A 20,838-nucleotide genomic window follows, 5' to 3' on the forward strand; every position below is an offset into this window, starting at 1 on the left:
TGCCCATCAGAAATATCCCTCAAGCTTCTTCTGTTCCATCGATGCGCCCGGGGCGTGGTCGATCATGCGGCCCTGGCGCTCGGAGCTGGTGCTGACCAGCATTTCGGCGATGACCGCTTCCAGCGTGTCGGCCTCGGAGTCGATGGCGCCGGTGAGCGGGTAGCAGCCCAGCGTACGGAAGCGCACCGAGCGCAGTTGCGGGGTTTCGCCAGGGCGCAGCGGCAGGCGCGCGTCGTCGACCATGATCCAGGCGCCGTCGCGCTCCACCACCGGGCGCGGGGCGGCGAAGTACAGCGGCACCACCGGAATCTTCTCGCGGTAGATGTACAGCCAGATGTCCAGCTCGGTCCAGTTGGAGAGCGGAAACACGCGCACGCTTTCGCCCGGACCGGTGCGCGCGTTGTACAGATTCCACAACTCCGGGCGCTGGTTCTTCGGGTCCCAGCGGTGGCGTGCGGTACGAAACGAAAAGACGCGCTCCTTGGCCCGCGATTTCTCTTCGTCGCGGCGTGCCCCACCGATCGCCGCATCGAAGCCGCCGTGCTCCAGGGCCTGCTTCAGGCCCTGGGTTTTCATGATGTCGGTGTGCACGGCGGCACCGTGGCTGATCGGGCCAACGTCCTGCGCAACGCCGTCGGGGTTGATGTGCACGCGCAGGTCCACGCCGGTCTCGGCCGCGCGGCGGTCGCGGAAGGCGATCATCTCGCGGAACTTCCAGCGTGTATCGATATGCAGCAGCGGAATCGGCGGCCGCGATGGCGCGAACGCCTTGAGTAGCAGGTGCAGCAGCACCGAACTGTCCTTGCCCACCGAATACAGCATCACCGGAGCCCGGAACTCGGCGGCGACTTCGCGCAGGATGTGGATGCTTTCGGCTTCGAGCCGGTCGAGATGGGACAGCGGCGGCAGGGTCATCGGAATGTCGTGGGTGTCGGCGGGCAGACCAGCCGATGGTAGGGCAAGGCGCTGCAGTGTGTGCCGCCCCGATGACTGCGCGAAATAAGCGCCCGGCATAACGCGATAACGGCAATTCCTTTCTGGTGGGCGCAACGCTTCCCTAACATCGTCCCTCTCATCAAATCCCCCGGATCCGAATGACCGCCGCCAGTTCCGCGCTACCGCCCAGCCCCTTGCCCGACGAGCGCAAGGCGCTGCTGGACCGGTTGGTCGACGGCCTGGATACCGCATCGCTGTGGTGGCTGTCCGGTTACACCGCCGGGCTGGCGCAGGGCCATCCGCCGCGCGCGCTGGCCGTGTTGCCGGGCGGACAAGCACAGGCAATCGCCCTGGACGGCCAGCGCCTGACCGTGGTGTACGGCAGCCAGACCGGCAACGCGCGTCGCCAGGCAGAGCACCTGGCCGCCGAGGCCGAAGCCGCAGGTCTGAGCGTGCGCCTGTTGCGCGCCGACGCCTACCCCACCCGCGAACTGGCCAGCGAGCGGCTGTTGTATGTGGTGATCAGCACCCAAGGCGAAGGTGACCCGCCCGACGATGCGATCGGCCTGGTGGAATTCCTGACCAGCCGTCGCGCGCCCAAGCTGCCCGAGCTCAAGTACGCAGTGCTGGGGCTGGGCGATTCCAGTTATGCCGATTTTTGCGGTATCGCCCGACGCATCGACGAGCGCCTGGCCGAACTGGGCGGCCGCCGCGTGCAGCCGCGCGGCGAAGCCGATCTGGACATCGACAGCGTCGCCGTGCCGTGGCGCGCGCAGGCGCTCACGCATGCGCGCGAGCAACTCAAGGGCGGCCTGCACTCGGCCACGGTCACGCCACTGCGCAGCACCCCGGCCACGCCGGTGTGGTCGCAGCAGCAGCCGTTCGCCGCCGAGCTGTTGTCCAATCAGATCATCAGCGGACGCGATTTCAAGGGCCCGGGATTTCGCGTCTACGCGGTCCCCGGCAAGCGCGTGCGGCATCTGGAATTTTCGTTGGAAGGCAGTGGCCTGAGCTATGAGCCGGGCGATGCGCTGGGCATCCGCCACCGCAATCCGCCTGCGTTGGTCGATGCGGTGCTGCAGACATTGCGGTTGGACGGCAACGCCGTCGTCACCGTCGGCGAGCAGACACTGGCAGTGCATGCATGGCTCGCCACCCAGCGCGAACTGACCAAGCTGTCGCGGCCGTTTCTCACCGCACATGCCGAGCGCGCAGGCGCGCAAGAACTGCAAGCGCTGCTCGCCCCCACCCAGACTGCCGGCCTGGCGTCGCTGCTCGCCGATCATCAGGTGATCGACGTGCTGCGCCGCTGGCCGGCGGATTGGGACCACGCCGGCCTGCTCGCCGCGCTGCGTCCGCTCACCCCGCGGCTGTATTCCATCGCCTCCAGCCGCAAGCGCGTGGGCGATGAGGTGCATCTGGCGGTGGACGAGGTCGCCTACCAGGCGCATGGGCATGCGCATCTGGGTTCGGCCAGCGGCTTTCTGGCCGCGCTTGCCGAAGGCGACACTGCGCCGGTGTACATCGAACCCAACCACCGCTTCCGCGTGCCGGCCGATACCGATCGCGACATCCTGATGATCGGCCCGGGCACCGGCGTGGCACCGTTCCGCGGCTTCGTGCAGGAGCGTGCGGAAACCGGCGCCAAGGGCCGTAACTGGTTGTTCTTCGGCGCCCAGCATTTCAATACCGATTTCCTGTACCAGGCCGAATGGCAGCTGGCCCTGCAACGCGGCGAGTTGCACGCGCTGGACCTGGCGTTCTCGCGCGACCAGGCCGAAAAGCTCTACGTGCAACACCGCCTGCGCGCGCGTGGCGCCGAGGTCCATGCCTGGCTGCAGGCCGGCGCGCACGTGTATGTGTGCGGCGCCACCCGCATGGGCAAGGACGTGCACGCCGCGCTGCTCGACATCGTCGCCACTCACGGCGCCCTGGATGCCGAGACCGCCGCCGCGTATCTCACCCAATTGCAGGTGGAGGGGCGCTATGCGCGGGATGTCTATTAGTGCCGGGATTGGGGAGTGGGGATTGGGGATTCGTGAGAGCGGGTGTCCGCGATCTTTGTGCTGTGTGGGTAATGCCCGCGCTTTGCTGTTGCTAATCCCCAATCACGAATGCCGAATCCCGTTATGAGCCACTCCGTCGAAGACATCAAATCCGAAAGCCGCCGTCTGCGTGGATCGTTGCAGCAGAGCCTGGCCGATGCGGTGACCGGGGCGTTGCGTGAGGACGATCAGACCCTGATCAAGTACCACGGCAGCTACCAGCAGGACGACCGCGACATCCGCGATGAGCGGCGGCGGCAGAAGCTGGAGCCGGCGTACCAGTTCATGATCCGCACGCGCACGCCGGGCGGAGTGATCACGCCCACGCAGTGGCTGGCACTGGATGGCATCGCCACCCGTTATGCCAATCATTCGCTGCGCGTCACCACGCGCCAGGCCTTCCAGTTCCATGGCGTGATCAAGCGCGAATTGAAGGCCACCATGCAGGCCATCAATGCCACCTTGATCGATACGCTGGCCGCCTGCGGCGATGTGAATCGCAACGTGCAGGTGGCCGCAAATCCGCTGCTGTCGCAGGCGCATGCCACGCTGTATGCCGATGCGGCGCGCGTGTCCGAGCACCTGCTGCCCAACACGCGGGCGTACTACGAAATCTGGCTGGACGAAGAGCGCGTGTCCGGCTCCGGCAGCGAGGAGGAGCCGATCTATGGCGAGCGGTATCTGCCACGCAAGTTCAAGATCGGTTTCGCCGCACCGCCGCTCAACGATGTGGACGTCTTCGCCAACGATCTGGGCTTCATCGCCATCCTGCGCGATGGGCAATTGCTGGGCTACAACGTCAGCATCGGTGGCGGCATGGGCGCCTCGCACGGCGATGCCGAGACCTGGCCGCGGGTGGCCAACGTGATCGGCTTCGTCACCCGCGACCAGTTGCTCGATATCGCCACGGCCGTGGTCACCACGCAGCGCGACTTCGGCAACCGGGCGGTGCGCAAGCGCGCGCGCTTCAAATACACCATCGACGACCACGGGCTGGACACCATCGTGGCCGAAATCGCGCGCCGCGCCGGCTTCGCATTGCAACCGGCGCAGCCGTTCGCGTTCGACCACAACGGCGACCGCTATGGCTGGGTCGAAGGCGAAGACGGGCGATGGCACCTGACCCTCTCCTTGCCGGCCGGTCGCATTGCCGACACCGACACCGCTGCGCATCTGAGCGGGTTGCGCGCAATCGCGCAGTTGAACGTCGGCGAATTCCGCATGACGCCTAACCAGAACCTGGTGATCGCCGGCGTACCGGGCAGCGAGCGCGCACGCGTCGACGCGCTGGTGGCGCAGTACGCGCTGGATGCCGGCAACCGCGCCGCCACCGCCCTGGCGCGCGGCGCAATGGCCTGCGTGGCACTGCCCACCTGCGGCCTGGCGATGGCCGAGGCCGAACGCTACCTGCCCGATTTCAGCGCCGCGCTGCAGCCGCTGCTGCAACAACATGGACTGGCCGACACGCCGATCGTGCTGCGCGTGTCCGGCTGCCCGAACGGCTGCTCGCGCCCGTACCTGGCCGAAATCGCGCTGGTCGGCAAGGCCCCCGGGCGCTACAACCTGATGCTGGGTGGCGACCGCCGCGGCCAACGCCTCAATACGCTGTATCGCGAAAACATCACCGAGCCGGAGATCCTGGCTGCATTGCAACCGCTGCTGGCGCGCTATGCCACCGAAGGCGACCACGCCAACGATGAAGGCTTCGGCGATTTCCTGCACCGCGCCGGCGTGATCGCGTTGCCGCCCTACCCCACGCACCGTCGCCTCGACCTGGAATTGCTCGCATGACCGCGCTGCCCGCTGCATCGATTACCTCTTCCGCGTTCGACGATCTGGACGCGCTCAATGCGCAGCTGGAAGGGCTGCGCGCCGACCAACGCGTGGCCTGGGCGCTGCAGCATGGCCCGCAGAACGCGGCCTTGTCGTCCAGCTTCGGCGCGCAATCGGCCGTCACCTTGCATTTGCTCAGTCAGCAACGCCCCGACATTCCGGTGATTTTGATCGACACCGGATATCTGTTTCCGGAAACCTACCGCTTCGCCGATGCCCTGACCGAGCGACTCAAGCTCAACCTCAAGGTATATCGCCCGCTGGTCAGCCGCGCCTGGATGGAAGCGCGCCACGGCCGCCTGTGGGAACAGGGCATGGTCGGCATCGATCAATACAACAACCTGCGCAAGGTCGAACCGATGCGGCGCGCCCTGGACGAACTCGAGGTGGGCACCTGGTTTACCGGCCTGCGCCGCAGCCAGTCCGGCGGCCGCGCGCAGACGCCGATCGTGCAGAAGCGCGGCGAGCGCTACAAGATCAGCCCGATCGCCGACTGGACCGATCGCGATGTGTGGCAATACCTGCAAGCACACGATCTGCCGTATCACCCGCTCTGGGAACAAGGCTACGTGTCCATCGGCGATTTCCACACCACCCGTCGCTGGGAGCCTGGCATGCGCGAGGAAGACACGCGTTTCTTCGGCCTGAAACGCGAGTGCGGCATCCACGAAGACATCTAGCGGCAGCGGTCACGTGCACTTGTGCAGGTGACGCTTGACCAGCATGTGCTGCAGTTGCATGGGCAGGCTGCATCCAGGATGCAGCGGCGGTGCACTGCGCGCTGTGCTCATGCACCGACGCGCCCGTCACCGCGCCGAGGCACCGGCGTGCGTGCGCCGCATCCAGTAACGATCGAACGCCCACATCAGCAACAACGACAGGCCGACCAGCGGAAAGATCAGCCCGCACAGCACCAGCAGCATCATCAAGCCGCGTAGCGTGCGCGGGTCGGCCGGCAACGGCGGTACACCCAGGCCCCCGCTGGGGCGGCGCTTCCACCACATCACCGCCGCGCTGACGCACAACAGCACAATGGCGATGCAGGCGAACAACAGGATCAACTGGTTGGCAGTGCCGTATTGCTGCCCCAGGTGCACGTTGATGCCCCATTCCAGCAGCTTGGCCAGCGGCCCGTAGTCGCGGTAACGCATGTCCAGCAGCACCGCACCGCTGTATTGATCCAGGTGGATCACGCGCTGCCGCTGCAGATCGGCCGGGTACACCGACGCGGTATAGACCCCGGTCGCACCACGCGGCGGCGCCACGCTATATCCCGGCTGGATGCCGCGGGCCTCGAAACGCGCCATCGCTGCATCCAGACCGATCGCGCCGCGTCCTGGCGCAGCGAATCCAGCGGAATCGCCGTGATCGGCATGCGCGTTGTCTGCCGAATGCGCGTGTTGGGCCGCGTGCTCCGCCTGGGCCAAGTGCCCTGCGTGTTCTTCATGGCCTGCATGCGCTGCGCTTGTCGGGAGCGCTCCCTGCCGGGAACGCTCGGGATGCTCGTCGCCCACCTGCAACGCACGTGCGTGCTCGCCATGCGCGTGCTCATCCACCGCGCCAGTTGGCTGTGCAGGCACCACAGATTCCGGCAGGCGCGCCTGCCGCAACGACCATGCCGGCTCGCCGCTGTCGGTCAAGCGCTGCTGCGACATCGGCTGCTGCACGCGCAGCCCGGCGGGATAGCCGAAATCATGCCCATTGACCCAGCGATTGACCTGCGCACCCCACAGCCACGACCACGGCATGCCGGTCAGCGCCAGGAACAGCAGGATCGCACCAACCCCGGCACCGGTCACTGCGTGCAGGTCGCGCCAGAACAGCCGCTGTGTCGACTTGCCGCGCACGCTGATCACGCCGCCGCGTCGCCCGCGCGGCCACCACAGATACACGCCCGTGAGCACCAGCACGATGACCCATCCGCCGGCCATTTCGATCAGGCCGCGGGCATATGGCCCCACCAGCGCAAGACTATGCAGCCGGCGGATGGTCCAGCTGAGCGTGCCGTGCTCGGGCAAGACACCCAACACCCGCGCACGGTACGGATCGACATACACCACCTGGCGCACGCCGTGCGCATCCACCAACCCGATCTCCGCGCTCGCATCGGCGCGTTTGGGCGTGGTGTACACAAACAAGCGGCCGCCATAGCGCCCTTGTGCAGCGGCAACCAACTGCTGCGCGGGCAGGCGCACATCGCCTACCGGCACCACCTTCAACCCGTGGTGCACGCTGCGGTCGATGGCGTCCTGGTACAGGAACGCAGCCCCGGTCACCGCCAGCCAGATGATGAAAGGCAGCACAAGCAGCCCGACATAAAAATGCCAGCGCCACACCGCGCGATAGAAGCGCCAGCGGCTGGTTTGGCGCGACTCGTCCACGCCACCGTGGTCAATCGTTGCATGCATCAGAAGCTCCAATCCCACGACACCGACAACGCACGTCCATCGCCGGGCGAGTAACCGGAGCTGCCGCTGTCGTACCAGGCGTACACATACGCGCGATCGGTGACATTGCGTAGCTGCAGGCTGAGCGCATTGCGCGCGTCCACCGCCCAGCGCGCGCCCAGGTTGAGCAAGGCGTAGCCACCGGTGCGGCCCAACGTGTTGGTGCGTTCCAGGTAGTAATCGCCTTGTGCGTTGCCCCAGGCGCTCACCTGCACCGACGAACTGACCTGCCACTCCAACCCGGCGGTGGCCAACCAGTGCGGCACGTTTTCGATCTCCTTGCCGCGCGTGGCCGGGGCGCTCGGATCGGGTGTGGCGATGCTGGCCTTCTGCCGCGAATACGAAACCCATGCACGCCAATGCTCGGCCGGCTGCAGGTTGATCTGCGCATCCCAGCCGCGCCGCAGCGTACGGCCGACATTGGCCACATCGCCAATGCCGACCACGCCATTGACGCCGAGAACGGTCGCCACCTCCCCGGATGCGCGCTGCTCCCAATACGCCAGGCGCCCATCCAGCAGGGACGACGGCGCGAACTTGAAGCCGGTCTCCCAACCTTCGTTGATCGAGGGCCCGAGGTTGCCGGGCTGGCGACGGTAGGCGCCATCGCCGCTGCCGATCTGGAAGGTGCGCCCCCAGTTCGCATACACGCTGCTCTGCTCGCCCACGCGGTAGCTCGCACTGAACTTGGGTTGCTTGATGGTGCCGTAGTCGTAGACCGGCGCAATGCTGCCGGCCAGCACGTTGTGCAGCTGTCCATCGACACGATCGATGCGATACCCCGGCACCAGCTGCAGGCGCGCAATGGGGGTCAGCACCGCCTGCACATACGCGCCACGCGTGCGCAGGTCGTAGTCCCAATCGCGCAGCTGTGCCCCGCGCACACGGGCCACCGTGCGATACCGCTGCGATTGGTTGGCCTGCCACTGCGCATCCACCCCGGCTTCCAGGTTGGCCTGCAGCGCACCCCAGTCCGGCTGCCAGTTGCTACGCAGCAGCAGCCCGCGATGGGTTTCGTCGGTATCGCGTTCCTGCTGCAGCCCGGCCGCAGAAAACCGCACCCAGCGTTGGTTGCGGTAGTCGTTCTGGTAGGCCTTGGCGCTCCATTGCGCCTGCTCACCGAGCGCACCGTCCGCATGCAACGCAGTCTGGCGTAGACGACGCTCGCTTCGGTCGTTCTGCGCATAGTCCGGCGAACTGCGCGGCGCCGCACGCGCGGTGGCGGCATCCAGATAGCCGGCTTCCAAGGCATGGTTGTCGTAGTACCGCGTGGTGAGCCCCGCGCGGAATGCGCCGTCCGGGTCGGTGTAGAACCACTTGCCCGCCACGCTGCGCTTGCGTGCGTCGGCATGATCGCGATACCCGTCCGAGTCGCGCCAGGCCAGCACGTAGTTCTGGCTCCAGGCGCCCTGTTCGAAACCTTTGCTCAGTTGCACCTCGCGCGCATCGAAGCTGCCGGCCGTCACGCTCAAGCGGCCGTCGTTGCCGCCGGTACGGGTGAGCACGTCCACGCTGCCGGCAATGGCATTCAGGCCATAGCGCGCGTCGTTGGTGCCGCGCACGATCTCGATGGCGCTGATGTCCTGCGGAAACACCGCGTCCAGGTACGGCATGGCGCCAGCGTTATCGTTGCTGGGGATGCCGTCGATCAGCAGCTTCACCGCATTGATGCGCCCCTCGCCATTGAATCCGCGGAACGAAAAGCGCCCCGCATCGGTGCCCATGCGGAATTGGGTGACCTGCACCCCGGGCGCGCGCATCAGCAGTTCCCAGCTGTAGTCCACATGTTGATCTTGCAGCAGCTCGCCGCCGATCACATCCACCGAGCTCAGCACGCGCGCCGTGCTCGGGCTGCGCTGCGCATGTTCGCTCACCTGCACCTTGCCCAGCGTGAGTGCGGCGTCTTGCGCCTGCACATCGCATGCAGGCCCCCACACCAGCGCCAACGACGGCGCATACCACATCGTTTTCAACAACCGCAAACGCATGACCAACCCTTCGCCGTGGCTGCACGGCCGCACAGCCGTGCGCTGCCACCATCGCGGCGCGCATCGGCATCACTCGATCAGAAGCGAGTCGCCCGCACTGCCCGGCAGGGGCGCCGACAACCTCAGGCGCGCACGGGGCCTTGCTGCGTGGACGCCCGCACAGGGGCCACCTTATGCGCCCAATGGTGGCCCACGTGCGCCGAGTGCGGCCCATCGAAAGACCGAGCGTGCGCTTGCCTGGGTGAGTGTCGGGGCCGGCGTCGGCCGCAGTTGCAGCAGGCACAGCAACGCCGCCATGAGCAATGGCAGCAAGCGTGCGGCCAGGACGCAGTAATCGCAGGCTTCGCCATGCGTCGCTGCATCATGGGTGCCGGCGTGCGGCATGTTCACTACGGCGCCGGAGTGCGCGTCCGCAGCCAGACCGGGCGGCGGGGTTCGATGACCGGCATGCAGCGCGCGCTCTGCAGACAGTGCCGCAGCACCCATGCACATCGGCTCGATCGGCTGCGCCTGGCTCCAGCGGCTGATCAGCGGAGCGACCAGCATCAGCACCACCGCCAGACAGGCAAGCAGGGGCAACAACCGGTGGCGACGGGACAAACGCAGCATGCGTCGAAGTGTAAGCCGCCACGCAGGCCGGCGGCGATGGTCGCGGCCGATGCGCGACCGCATGTCGCACCTGGCTGTCCCGGTCAGCCCCGGATGACCCGCGCCCAGGCATGCGCCGGAGCCGGCGCGCCAGAACCGGATGGGCCTGCCGCTTCAGCCCCAGGCCCGTTTACCGCATGCCGGCCCCGTCCACGCACCGCCGTCCTGGTCGGCAGTCACACTTTCGTCCCACCTCTGTGACTGCAAGCACACGATCGGCCTTGGCATGCCCTATGCTTGCCGCTTCCACCCTGTAGCCGCGCGCATGAGTACCGTCCTGTCCGATCGAGCGGCCGAACCGCTTCCCTGCGCACCCAAGCCCCCCAGCGAAGCATTGCGTCTGCAGGCGCTGCGCAGCTACGGCATTCTCGACACCCCGCGCGAAGCGGCCTTCGATGACATCACCCGGCTTGCCTCGATCATTTGCCAGACGCCGATCGCACTGATCAGCCTGGTCGATGCGGACCGCCAGTGGTTCAAGAGTGAGCTCGGGATGGGCGAGCGCGAAACCCCGCTGTTCAAGTCGATGTGCGCGCATGCGCTGCTCGAGAACGATGTGCTGGTGGTGCCCGACACGCGCCATGACATCCGCTTCGCGCGCAACCCGCTGGTCACCGGCGAGGCGCCGCTGCATTTCTATGCAGGTGCCTTGTTGAAGACACCCGACGGCCTGCCGCTAGGCACGGTGTGCGTGCTCGACCGGCAGCCGCGCCAACTCACCGAGGAGCAGGTGGAAGCCCTGCGCGCATTGGCACGCCAGACCATGGCGCAGCTGGAATTGCGCCGCGCACTGGCAATCGCCGAGGAATCCGATCGCTACCGCAGCCGCCTGATGGCCATCGCCGGGCACGATCTGAAGACCCCATTGCGCACTGCCGCCTACGCCATCGACAAGATGCGCCGGCACGCCGACGTCGACGCCGTTCCCAACCTGGTCACCGCGCGCGATGCGATCAGCCTGGTGGGCCGCAGCCTGGACGAGCTGGCCACGCTGGCGGCCGCGAGCAAGGCCGCCATGCCGGACCTGCAGCCACTGCAGCTGGAAGACGTGCTGCATTCGATCCTCGGCGTGTGGCGTCAACCGGCCATCGACAAGTACCTGGCCCTTCGCTATGTGCACACCTCGCTGCGCGTGCGCAGCCACCCCACACTGCTGACCACCTTGATCGGCAACCTGGTCGGCAATGCCATCAAGTACACCGAGCGTGGCCGCGTGCTGGTCGGCACCCGCCGCCGCCCCGGTTTTGCGGAAGTGGAGATCATCGACAGCGGCATCGGCTTGAACATGGACCAACCCGAGCAGGTCTTCCAGGCGTTTCGCCAGGCCGACCCGCGCAGCGACGGTTTGGGCATCGGCCTGTGGATCGTGCATCGCACTGCCGAGACGTTGGGCTGTGAAGTGGACGTCCGGCCGCGGCCGCAGGGCGGCACCTGTTTTTCGGTGCGGATTCCGTTGGCCTAAAGATGTGTGGCCCGCTGCGTATTCGGGCTGCGCGGCGAACGCCTGGGTCTCACCTAGTGGGGCACCGGTCTGTGGCCAGACCTCAACGCGCGAACCCTCCATCCCGTCGGCCCGACGTTGCAGCTGCCCGCGCCACGCCAAGTCGCGCCTCAGTGGCGACCGCTAAGACCCGGCAACTCGCCGCAGGTGTCAGAATCCAGCACCGGCTCCGATCGCGCACTGCCTGCCGTGCATGGGCAGGTCTTGGCGCTGTTCCATCTTTAACCGATGCTCGCTGCGGAACATAAAAAAAGCGGACCCGGGCTCCCGACCCGGGTCCGCCGCCAAGCACGCCAGGCCTCTCCCCAGGGACCCGGATGCGCCAGCCGCTCTGTGCACAGCCTCGCGCAACAGTGATGCGACAGCGCTAGCAACCCTTCGACGACACCGCGAAACACACCGGCAATGCGATCATCTGCATCGCCAGCTCTGCGCCGTCCACCCCTAGACGTTCGAGAGTGTCGCGTCATGGTTGCTATAAGGGTTTTCGACAACGCAGCGCGCAACTTGATGCGCCCGGTCGACGCCGACTGCATCGCCCTGACACGGGTAGGGAAAATCACCCACAGCACGCATGGCAGGGCTGCCGGGCAGACACGCATCCCATTGATCCTGCGGATATTTTTTTGCGGCGATTGCGCTGCAGTGCAGCACCAAGGTCATCGCGAACGCACCGATCACACGGCCAAGCCGCCACCGTTTGGAAGGGGCATGCACGCACGTCCACTCCGGCTCCCTCCCGTGCGCCGTCCACATCGCCTGACCACTGCCCGGTGGGCTGTGCTAGCCGCCCATATCCCGGCCTCAGACGTCGGACGCATCCGCATCCTGGCGCGCGAACCACTCGGCCGAATGCACATCCTCGGCCGCAACGTCCAGCGCCTTGCGCAGCACTTCCAGCGGGATCTGCACGCGCGTGCTGCCCGCCTGCACCGCCACCCATAACGCTTCGTCGCGCGGGTCGGCCAGCACCGTCAGCACCTCATGTTCGCGGCCCGCGATGCTGGCCGACAGCTGCAGCGACATGCCGCCGTCCGGCTCGGACGACCACAGCCTGCTCAGTGCGGGGCGCAAGGGCTCGGTCATCGTGCCGCTCAACTGGTGATGGTCTGGGTCAGCGATTCCCAGGTCGGCGGCAACGGCCAGTTCGGTGCCTGATTGCCGTCCAGCACGCGACGTAGGTCGCGCTTGTCGATTTGCGGCGCGAGCACATGCACCAGGTCCAGCGCGTAGTCGCGCAGCACGCGGTCGCGCGGCAGCACCGCCCAGGCGATGCACTCGGCAATCGGCGCCGGCGCCGGCCAGGCACGCAGGTCCTCGTCGAAGGCATTGACCGCCATTTCCGCGACCAATCCCACGCCAAGCCCTGCGCGCACATAGGTCTTGATCAGGTCGGCATCCAGCGCGGTCAGCGCAATGCTCGGCTCCAGCCCCACCTGCGCAAACGCGCGCTGCAGCGACGAGCCCGGCCGGGTGGAGGATTCGTAGCTGATCAGCGGATGCTGGGCCAGCGCCTGCATGTCCGGTGCCGTGCGCGGGTGATCCAGTGCATGCCCCCGCGGCACCACCACCAGCCGCCGCCAGCGGTACAGCGGCACTGCGATGCCGGCGCTCGGCTCGCCACCGGCGGTGCTGACCACCGCGATGTCCGCATCGCCCTGGCTCAGCAGATCCAGGGCCGCACTTTCGGCGGCCTGCTGCAGATGCACGCTCACTTGCGGGTAGGCATTCTTGATCTGTGCCACCGCCGGCGGCAGCACGAAGCGCGCCTGGGTATGGGTGGTGGTCAGGGTCAGCTGGCCCTGGCTTTCGCGGCGCTGGTTGGCCGCATAGGTGCGGATGTTGTTGGCCTCCGACAGCACCGCGCGCGCGCGCTCGATCACTTCCACACCGGCCGGCGTCACTGCGTCCAGGCTACGTCCCTTGCGCACGAACAGCAGAAAGCCCAGTTCGTCCTCCAGCTGCTTGAGCTGCTTGGACAGGCCGGGCTGGGTCGCGTGCACGCGCGCGGCGGCCAGGGTGATGTTCAGCTCGGCATCGGCAATGGCCACCAGATAGCGAAGTTGGGTCAGCGTCATGGCTTATATCCAAAAAAGCGCGAGGCGCTACAAGGACTTCGACTGTAGAGGAGTTCTGCGGGCCAGCTTATAACCGAACGCTATTTTTAGGATGGATGAAGTCATTTCCGACGGCTATAAGCCGGCGTTACGGTCTGGCCCTTCCTCAAGGATGCTGCCGAACCGTGACTCCTGCGTTCCCGCTGCTTGCCGACCTGCGTGGCCGTGCCGTCCTGGTGGTCGGCGGCGGTGCCGATGCCGAACGCGCCACTGCCCAGCTGCTGCAGGCCGGTGCGCTGCCGCTGGTGGGCGCGCCCGAGCTCACGGCGCAGCTGCGGCACTGGGCGCAGGCCGGGCAGCTGCGCTGGTTGGCCGGTCGGTTCGACCCGGCATGGCTGGCGCAACCCGACCAACCGCTGTGGCTCACTATTGCCGCCAGCGAATCGGAAGCGCTCAACGACGCCCTGCGCCATGCGGCCAGCGCCCACCGGCTGCTGACCCACGCCGCGACGCCTGCGGCGTCGGCAACGGCTCCTGCGCGCTCCCCCGCACCGCGCAGCCCGATCGGCACGCTGGCGCCCGGCAACGTGAGCCTGGTCGGCGCAGGCCCCGGCGATCCCGGCCTGCTCACCCGGCATGCGCTGCGCGTACTGCGTCAGGCCGAGGTGGTGCTGCACGACCGCCTGGTCAGCCCGCAGATCCTGCGCCTGGCTCGGCATGGCGCGCACCTCATCGAGGTGGGCAAGTCGGCGCAAGGCCATAGCACCCGGCAGGAACAGATCCACGCCCTGATGCTGGACCACGCCCGCGCCGGTCGCCGCGTGGTGCGGCTGAAGGGCGGCGACCCGTTCGTGTTCGGCCGCGGCGGCGAAGAGCTGGAATTCCTGCGCGCGCACGGTATCGGCTTCCAGGTGATTCCCGGCATCACCGCAGCCATCGCCTGCGCTGCGTATGCCGGCATCCCGCTCACCCACCGCGACCACGCGCAATCGCTGCGCCTGATCACCGCGCACTGCAAGGATTCGCTGGACACGCTGGACTGGCAGGCGCTCGGCCAGGAGCGGCAGACGCTGGCCTTCTACATGGGCGTGGCCGGCCTGGACACCATCCAGCAGCGGCTGCTGCAGGCCGGGCGCGCAGCCTCCACCCCGTTTGCGCTGGTCGAAAACGGCTCGCGCCCGCAGCAACGCATAATCACCGGTACGCTCGCCAGCCTGGCCGCCAGCGCCCGGCAGCATGCCGTGGCCGCCCCGGCGCTGCTGATCCTGGGCGAGGTGGCGACGCTGGCGCAGACGCTGCACTGGTTCGGCAGCGCGCCGCTGAGCGCCTCGCCGCCGCACTCACCCGGCGCAACGCCCCACACGCCCACACTGGCCCACGCAGCCTGACCCCGACGGAGACCCCATGGCCCTGTACGACAACATTCTCGACACCATCGGCCGCACCCCGGTGGTCAAGCTCCAACGCCTCGCCCCGGACAACGTGACCTTGTACGTCAAGGTCGAATCGTTCAATCCCGGCGGCTCGGTCAAGGACCGGCTGGCGCTGGCGATCATCCTCGACGCCGAACAACGCGGCCTGCTCAAGCCCGGCGACACCATCGTCGAAGCCACCTCCGGCAACACCGGCGTGGCACTGGCGATGGTGGCCGCAGCGCGCGGCTACAAATTCGTCGCCACCATGGTGGAAACCTTCTCCATCGAACGCCGCAAGCTGATGCGTGCCTACGGCGCCAAGGTCATCCTGACCCCGGCTGCCGAGCGCGGCAGCGGCATGGTGCGCAAAGCCAAGGAACTGGCCGAACAGCACGGCTGGTTCCTGGCCAGCCAGTTCGCCAATCCGGCCAACCCGGCCTACCACCGCAACACCACCGCTGCCGAAATCCTGCGTGACTTCGCCGGCCACCGGCTGGATCATTTCGTCACCGGCTGGGGCACCGGCGGCACCCTCACCGGCGTGGGCGAGGTCCTGCGCGTTGCGCGACCGGAAGTGCGCATCACCGCCTCGGAGCCGGCTGGCGCCGCCCTGCTGCAAGGCCAGGACTGGAAGCCGCACAAGATCCAGGGCTGGACGCCGGACTTCGTGCCCGAGGTGCTCAACCGCGAGGCCGCCCACCAGGTCCTGAGCGTGGAAGACACCGACGCGATCACCGTCGCGCGGCGCCTGGCCGCCGAAGAAGGCATCTTCACCGGCATCTCCGGCGGTGCCACCGTCGCCACCGCGCTGCGGGTGGCAGAAGGCGCCGCATCTGGCGCCGTCATCCTGGCGATGCTGCCGGACACCGGAGAACGCTACTTCTCGACCCCGCTCTTTGCCGACATCAACGAAGGCTCCGACGACGACTGGCTGGCAGGCCTGCCCTGATCGGGCGCAGTCGATGACCAGGCCCGAAGCCGCGCAATGCGCGGCTTTTTTTGGCCCCGGCCGAACAGTGCACTTGCGCCGAAAGACCCCGCGTCGCGGCGGCCACGTCGTGCCCACGATCCGTGACCGCCCCGAGGTGAAAGCGCACGCGGTATTGCCGAAACCAGGCGTGACACGTGCCCGGCACGCCTCGCGCTGGGCGCAGCATCCGCCCCGTTTCCCGGATGTCGGGACGCCCGCACTCCCGTCCATGTCAAGGAAACGTTAGGATGGCGGCCGTAATGTAGGGAGAGATGTGTGAGCAACCAGCCGTATGGACACAGCGAGACCCGTGCCGCACGGGCGCCATGGCTGGTAAAAATGACCTCCCCGGTCCACTTTGCGCTCGCCCTGGGGCTGGGCGCATGGTTGCAAGACGCGCTGGACCTGCCTCTCCCTCCTCCCGCGCCGCTGGCCTGTATCGAATTGGCTGGTGGCGGCATCGCCTGCCTCGGCCTGGCGTTGGCGGTGAGCTGCTTCGTGCTGTTTGCGCGTCGGCGCACCACCATCATGCCCAGCGGCCATCCCTCGCGCCTGGTGCTGGACGGCCCGTATCGCGTCACCCGCAACCCGATGTACCAGGCCTTGGTGCTGAGCTACATCGGCCTGTGCCTGCAACTTGGCCTGCTGTGGGCGGTTGTGTTGGTGCCGCTGCCGTGGCTTGCGCTGCAGCGCTATGTCATTCCGTTCGAAGAGGCGCGGCTGCGCGCCGAATTCGGCCGCCACTACAACGACTACTGCGCGCGTGTCCGCCGCTGGTTGTAGACCCGACATGCATCGCCTCATGCGTGGCGAAGGTTGTTGCCGATCGCCCCGAGGCAGCGACAAGGTGTCGCGGGGCGGCATACATTCCACCCCGTCGGACAGTCGCAGCAGATGAGATGAATGGCCGATAGCGTGCGGATTCCGCAGCGTGCTCCCCATCACGCGCCCATCATGCAATTCGCATAATTATCGCGCTATGAGAATCGAAGTCTGGCAAGGCGACATCACCGAACTCGACGTTGACGTCATCGTCAACGCCGCCAACGAATCACTGCTCGGCGGTGGTGGCGTCGATGGCGCCATCCACCGTGCCGCCGGCCCGCGCTTGCTGGAAGCCTGCGAAGCGTTGCCGCAGGTGCGACCGGGCGTGCGTTGCCCCACCGGCGAAATCCGCATCACCGACGGTTTCAATTTGAAGGCACGCCACGTCTTTCATACCGTCGGCCCGGTGTGGCGCGACGGCAAGCACAACGAACCCGAACAGCTGGCCAACTGCTATTGGCAATCGCTGAAACTCGCCGAACAGATGATGCTGCACTCGATCGCGTTCCCGGCGATCAGCTGCGGCATCTACGGCTATCCGCTGTATCAGGCAGCGCGCATCGCCGTGACCGAAACGCGCGATTGGCAGCGCTCGCACAAGGTGCCCAAGCACATTGTCTTGGTGGCCTACAACGAGGCGACCTACAAGGCCTACCAGCAGGCGCTGGCCACCCAGGAAACTGCGGCGGCCTGAGATCGGATTGACGTTGGCGGCCTGCCGCATCGCCCGGCTGGATTGCGCAAGCCATTGAGCGATTCCGATTGGAGCAAAGGGCGCCGAAAGGCGCCCTTTGCGTTTTTCGCGCGGCATCGAAGCGCACCTGTGGATGCGGCAAACAAAAAACGCCGGCATCGCTGCCGGCGTGTTTGTTTCATCGATGCGGCGGCCTTGCAGCCGCCATCAATCGATCAACCCTTCCACTTACCCAGCGCGGCCAGGCCGTTTTCCTTGGCGCGCTCGTAGATGACCTGCTGCGCCTTGGCGAAGTTGCCGGTCATGTCCTTGGCCCACAGCTTCAGCGCGGCCTGCTGCATGGCGCGGCCGTAGGAGAAGCTCAACGGCCAGGGCAGATTGCCGAGCTGGTGCATTTCGTTGAGGTGGGCGGTGGACTGCTCGTCGGTCTGGCCGCCGGACAGGAACACGATGCCCGGCAGGATCGCCGGCACGGTGGACTTCAGGCACATCACGGTGGACTCGGCTACCTCTTCGATGCTGGCCTGCTCTTCGCAGCTCTTGCCGGAGATGACCATCGACGCCTTCAGGATGGTGCCTTCCAGCACGACGTTCTGCTCATACAGCGCGCCGAACAGCGAGCGCAGCGTGGCTTCGGTGACTTCGTAGCAGGTTTCGATGTCGTGGCTGCCGTCCATGATCACTTCCGGCTCGACCATCGGCACCAGGCCTTGTTCCTGGCACAGCGCTGCGTAGCGCGCCAACGCATGCGAGTTGGCCTCGATGCAGGTGCCGGACGGAATGTCTTCGCCGATGTTGATGACCGCACGCCACTTGGCGAAGCGCGCACCCAGCGTGTAGTACTCCTCCAGCCGTGCACGCAGGCCGTCCAGGCCTTCGGTGACCAGTTCGCCCGGCATGCCAGCCAGCGGCTGCGCGCCCTTGTCGACCTTGATGCCCGGGATGATGCCGTGGGCGGTCATGTACTCGGCGAACGGCACGCCATCCTTGGTCTTCTGACGGATGGTCTCGTCGAACAGGATGGCGCCGGAGATGTAGTCGCTCAGCTTGGGCGTGGTCAGCAACAGTTCGCGGTAGGCGCGACGGTTCTCTTCGATGTTCTCGATGCCGACGCTGGCAAAACGCTTGGCGATCGTACTGGTCGATTCGTCGATGGCGATGATGCCCTTACCCGGGGCGACCATCGCCTGGGCGGTTTCGGCAAGCTGTTCGATGCTCATGTAGTTCCTGTGGCAGCTGCGGGGGAGAACGAAAGTATAGCGACGAAAGTCGTACACATTCCTTCACGGAATGCTTGCAACCGATTACACGTGATCTGCGTGACAGGATGTGTGGTGATGCTCGCATCGCGGGAATCGGGAATCGGGAATCGGGAATCGGGAAAGCTGAGCATGGTGCGCGGCGCGGCGCTTGCGGTGCCGTGATGCATGGCTGCAATGACTGCGCTGGCGCGTTGATATGGAGCCATGCGTGAGTCAGCCGGCATTTTTGAAGGTTGGCCGCGTCGCTGCTTCGTCCGTCGCAATAGCGCTGCGCCTGCGGCATGCGTTACATCGTAGACAGCGCTTAGTTCCGCCATGACCAGCACCGTTGCGGCAGCGCGGGTGCGATGTGGTGGGGACCGGGTACCTGCCGGATCCGGCCGTTGACCAACGATCCGGCCACGACCGGGTGCGCGTCCAGCGGCCAGGTCGCCACACAGCACGACGGCGGCCCTGGGGCCGCCGTCGTGTGTCGCCTCTGTTCCGGCTCAGGTCATGCGCCGGATGCAATCAACAGGCGTTAGAGCTCGCCCAGCCCAGTGGCGCGGCCGTCTTCACCCACTTCCAGCAAACGCAGCGTATTGGTGGCGCCGTGAGTTTCCATGTGCTCACCGCTGGTGAACACCACGCGGTCGCCAGGCCCCATGCGCTCGTTCTCCACCAGCAGACGGATCGCCGCACGCGCGGCTTCGCGCGGGGTCAGGCCGCGGCTATCGAAGCTGATCGGGAACACGCCACGCATCATGGCCATCTGCCGGCGCGCGCCATCGTGACGGGTGAAGGCGTAGATCGGCATATTGGAGCGGAAGCGCGACAGGAAGCGCGGCGTGCCGCCGGATTCGGTCAACGCCACCACGCCGCCCAGGCCGATGTGCTCGGACAGGAACATGGTTGCCATCGCAATCGCCTGGTCGGCGCGCTGCAGATTGCGTTGCGCCGCTTCGAAGTCGGTGTCGAATTCGAACTGGTGTTCGGCTCCCAGGCAGATGCGCGCCATCGCTTCCACCGCACGCACCGGATAGGCGCCGGCGGCGGTCTCGGCCGAGAGCATCACCGCATCGGTACCGTCGATGACCGCGTTGGCCACGTCCAGCACTTCGGCGCGGGTGGGGATCGGGCTTTCGACCATCGACTGCAGCATCTGCGTGGCAGTGATCACCACCTTGTTCTGCGCCAGCGATTCGCGAATGATCTTCTTCTGCAGGCCGGGCAATTCAGCGTCACCGATCTCAACGCCCAGATCGCCACGCGCCACCATCACCACATCGGAGGCTTCGACGATCTCGACCAGGTTTTCGATCGCCTCGGTGCGCTCGATCTTGGACACCAGTTGCGCATCGCAGCCGTGCTGCTGGGCGATCTGACGCGCGTCGTGCATGTCCTGCGCATTGCGACAGAACGACACCGCAATGAAGTCCACGCCGATCTTGGCCACGATGCCGATCAGTTCCTTGTCGCGCTCGGTCAATGCGCCCAGCGACAGACCACCGCCCTGCTTGTTGAGGCCCTTGCGGTCGGACAGCACGCCATCGTTCAACACCTTGGTGACGATGCGCTCGCCCTGCACATCGGTCACCTGCAACTGCATCAGACCATCGTCGAGCAGCAGCACGTCGCCGGCGGTCACGTCCTGCGGCAGCCCCAGATAGCTGACGCCAACCTGCGTCTGGTCGCCAGCCGGCGCGTTGGCATCGGCCACCAGGTCGAAGCGATCGCCCATGGTCAGCTTGATCTTGCCTTCGGCAAACCGTTCGATACGGATCTTCGGGCCCGGCAAGTCGGCCAGGATGCCGACCTCGGCACCGACGCGGGCCGCAGCGGCACGTACTTCGGCGGCGCGCTTGGCCTGGCCAGAGGGGTCGCCATGGCTGAAGTTCAGGCGCACCACGTTGACGCCCGCCTTGAACAGCGTATCCAGCACACCGGGCGCATCCGTTGCCGGTCCGAGGGTGGCGAGGATCTTGGTGCGGCGTTGACGTTCTTTCATGATGGCCTCCCTGTAAAAGCCGCGAAACTTAACACACACGTCACGTACCGAGGATGGCATTGCGGCATAGCCTTCCTCCGATTCCGGCATGTCTTATAGACAGTGCGGGACAGTACGTACGCCTGCGCCCGCGCTGCCATGAGCAATGCGAACGGTCGCCACCCTAACCCGGCGACGGTGAAGAGTGTTCTGCGCGCTGCGAACCGCAACTGCAGGCGCGGCGACCAAGC

At 66.6% G+C, this 20,838-nt stretch carries 17 protein-coding genes; 8 read left to right on the forward strand and 9 right to left on the reverse strand.

Features of this window, described 5'->3' with window-relative positions:
* Nucleotides 1–6: 6 nt before the first annotated feature.
* Nucleotides 7–915 (reverse strand): sulfate adenylyltransferase subunit CysD, encoded by a 909-nt coding sequence (gene cysD, locus ACDH77_RS15635; RefSeq protein ID WP_031424099.1) that lies wholly within the window; start codon nucleotides 913–915, stop codon nucleotides 7–9.
* 179 nt (nucleotides 916–1,094) lie between these two features.
* On the opposite strand from cysD, the gene ACDH77_RS15640 reads away from it, so the two are divergent.
* The 3 genes from ACDH77_RS15640 (at nucleotide 1,095) to ACDH77_RS15650 (ending at nucleotide 5,494) form a co-directional block, all read left to right on the forward strand.
* Nucleotides 1,095–2,942, forward strand: coding sequence for an assimilatory sulfite reductase (NADPH) flavoprotein subunit (locus ACDH77_RS15640; RefSeq protein WP_031424101.1), 1,848 nt, complete (start codon nucleotides 1,095–1,097; stop codon nucleotides 2,940–2,942).
* A gap of 123 nt (nucleotides 2,943–3,065) precedes the next feature.
* Nucleotides 3,066–4,772 carry an assimilatory sulfite reductase (NADPH) hemoprotein subunit gene (gene cysI / locus ACDH77_RS15645; RefSeq protein WP_031424103.1) on the forward strand — a complete coding sequence of 569 codons (1,707 nt, stop codon included), beginning with the start codon at nucleotides 3,066–3,068 and terminating at the stop codon, nucleotides 4,770–4,772.
* Nucleotides 4,769–5,494 (forward strand): phosphoadenylyl-sulfate reductase, encoded by a 726-nt coding sequence (locus ACDH77_RS15650; RefSeq protein ID WP_031424105.1) that lies wholly within the window; start codon nucleotides 4,769–4,771, stop codon nucleotides 5,492–5,494. Before cysI ends, ACDH77_RS15650 begins: the two co-directional genes overlap by 4 nt.
* A 126-nt stretch (nucleotides 5,495–5,620) precedes the next feature.
* On the opposite strand, the gene ACDH77_RS15655 is transcribed toward ACDH77_RS15650, so the two are convergent.
* From ACDH77_RS15655 to ACDH77_RS15665, 3 genes are all read right to left on the reverse strand, one after another.
* Nucleotides 5,621–7,222 carry a PepSY domain-containing protein gene (locus tag ACDH77_RS15655; protein WP_031424107.1) on the reverse strand — a complete coding sequence of 534 codons (1,602 nt, stop codon included), beginning with the start codon at nucleotides 7,220–7,222 and terminating at the stop codon, nucleotides 5,621–5,623.
* On the reverse strand, nucleotides 7,222–9,225 hold the full coding sequence (locus ACDH77_RS15660; protein ID WP_372353914.1) for a TonB-dependent receptor: 2,004 nt from the start codon (nucleotides 9,223–9,225) through the stop codon (nucleotides 7,222–7,224). Before ACDH77_RS15660 ends, ACDH77_RS15655 begins: the two co-directional genes overlap by 1 nt.
* A 195-nt stretch (nucleotides 9,226–9,420) precedes the next feature.
* Entirely contained in the window at nucleotides 9,421–9,858 is a 438-nt protein-coding gene (locus ACDH77_RS15665) for a DUF2946 family protein (RefSeq protein WP_057681792.1), read from the reverse strand.
* 304 nt (nucleotides 9,859–10,162) lie between these two features.
* Between ACDH77_RS15665 and ACDH77_RS15670 the strand changes: the two genes are divergently transcribed.
* Nucleotides 10,163–11,359, forward strand: coding sequence for a sensor histidine kinase (locus ACDH77_RS15670; RefSeq protein ID WP_031424111.1), 1,197 nt, complete (start codon nucleotides 10,163–10,165; stop codon nucleotides 11,357–11,359).
* A 483-nt stretch (nucleotides 11,360–11,842) separates the two neighbouring features.
* On the opposite strand, the gene ACDH77_RS15675 is transcribed toward ACDH77_RS15670, so the two are convergent.
* From ACDH77_RS15675 to ACDH77_RS15685, 3 genes are all read right to left on the reverse strand, one after another.
* Complete coding sequence (locus ACDH77_RS15675) at nucleotides 11,843–12,115, reverse strand: hypothetical protein (RefSeq protein WP_372353542.1); 273 nt, start codon at nucleotides 12,113–12,115, stop codon at nucleotides 11,843–11,845.
* Nucleotides 12,116–12,202: 87 nt separating this feature from the next.
* Nucleotides 12,203–12,484 (reverse strand): hypothetical protein, encoded by a 282-nt coding sequence (locus tag ACDH77_RS15680; RefSeq protein ID WP_031424117.1) that lies wholly within the window; start codon nucleotides 12,482–12,484, stop codon nucleotides 12,203–12,205.
* Nucleotides 12,485–12,492: 8 nt separating this feature from the next.
* Nucleotides 12,493–13,476, reverse strand: coding sequence for a LysR family transcriptional regulator (locus tag ACDH77_RS15685; RefSeq protein WP_372353543.1), 984 nt, complete (start codon nucleotides 13,474–13,476; stop codon nucleotides 12,493–12,495).
* A 164-nt stretch (nucleotides 13,477–13,640) separates the two neighbouring features.
* Here ACDH77_RS15685 and cobA point away from each other — a divergent pair, with 164 nt between their 5' ends.
* The 4 genes from cobA (at nucleotide 13,641) to ACDH77_RS15705 (ending at nucleotide 17,359) form a co-directional block, all read left to right on the forward strand.
* Nucleotides 13,641–14,843 (forward strand): uroporphyrinogen-III C-methyltransferase, encoded by a 1,203-nt coding sequence (gene cobA / locus ACDH77_RS15690; RefSeq protein WP_277573667.1) that lies wholly within the window; start codon nucleotides 13,641–13,643, stop codon nucleotides 14,841–14,843.
* A gap of 16 nt (nucleotides 14,844–14,859) precedes the next feature.
* Complete coding sequence (cysK, locus tag ACDH77_RS15695; RefSeq protein WP_011348421.1) at nucleotides 14,860–15,819, forward strand: cysteine synthase A; 960 nt, start codon at nucleotides 14,860–14,862, stop codon at nucleotides 15,817–15,819.
* Nucleotides 15,820–16,116: 297 nt separating this feature from the next.
* Complete coding sequence (locus tag ACDH77_RS15700; RefSeq protein WP_031424124.1) at nucleotides 16,117–16,623, forward strand: isoprenylcysteine carboxylmethyltransferase family protein; 507 nt, start codon at nucleotides 16,117–16,119, stop codon at nucleotides 16,621–16,623.
* Nucleotides 16,624–16,819: 196 nt separating this feature from the next.
* Nucleotides 16,820–17,359: an O-acetyl-ADP-ribose deacetylase gene (locus tag ACDH77_RS15705; RefSeq protein ID WP_008574675.1), complete on the forward strand. Its 540-nt coding sequence runs from the start codon at nucleotides 16,820–16,822 to the stop codon at nucleotides 17,357–17,359.
* Nucleotides 17,360–17,574: 215 nt separating this feature from the next.
* Here ACDH77_RS15705 and ACDH77_RS15710 read toward each other — a convergent pair whose 3' ends face one another.
* Together ACDH77_RS15710 and pyk are read right to left on the reverse strand one after the other, a co-directional pair.
* Entirely contained in the window at nucleotides 17,575–18,579 is a 1,005-nt protein-coding gene (locus tag ACDH77_RS15710) for a class I fructose-bisphosphate aldolase (protein ID WP_003487259.1), read from the reverse strand.
* 562 nt (nucleotides 18,580–19,141) lie between these two features.
* A complete protein-coding gene (gene pyk / locus ACDH77_RS15715; RefSeq protein ID WP_011348424.1) occupies nucleotides 19,142–20,608 on the reverse strand; it encodes a pyruvate kinase in 1,467 nt (488 codons plus the stop codon).
* Nucleotides 20,609–20,838: the final 230 nt, after the last annotated feature.

The organism is Xanthomonas axonopodis pv. maculifoliigardeniae (assembly GCF_041519315.1).
GTDB classification, from domain to species: Bacteria; Pseudomonadota; Gammaproteobacteria; order Xanthomonadales; family Xanthomonadaceae; genus Xanthomonas; species Xanthomonas euvesicatoria.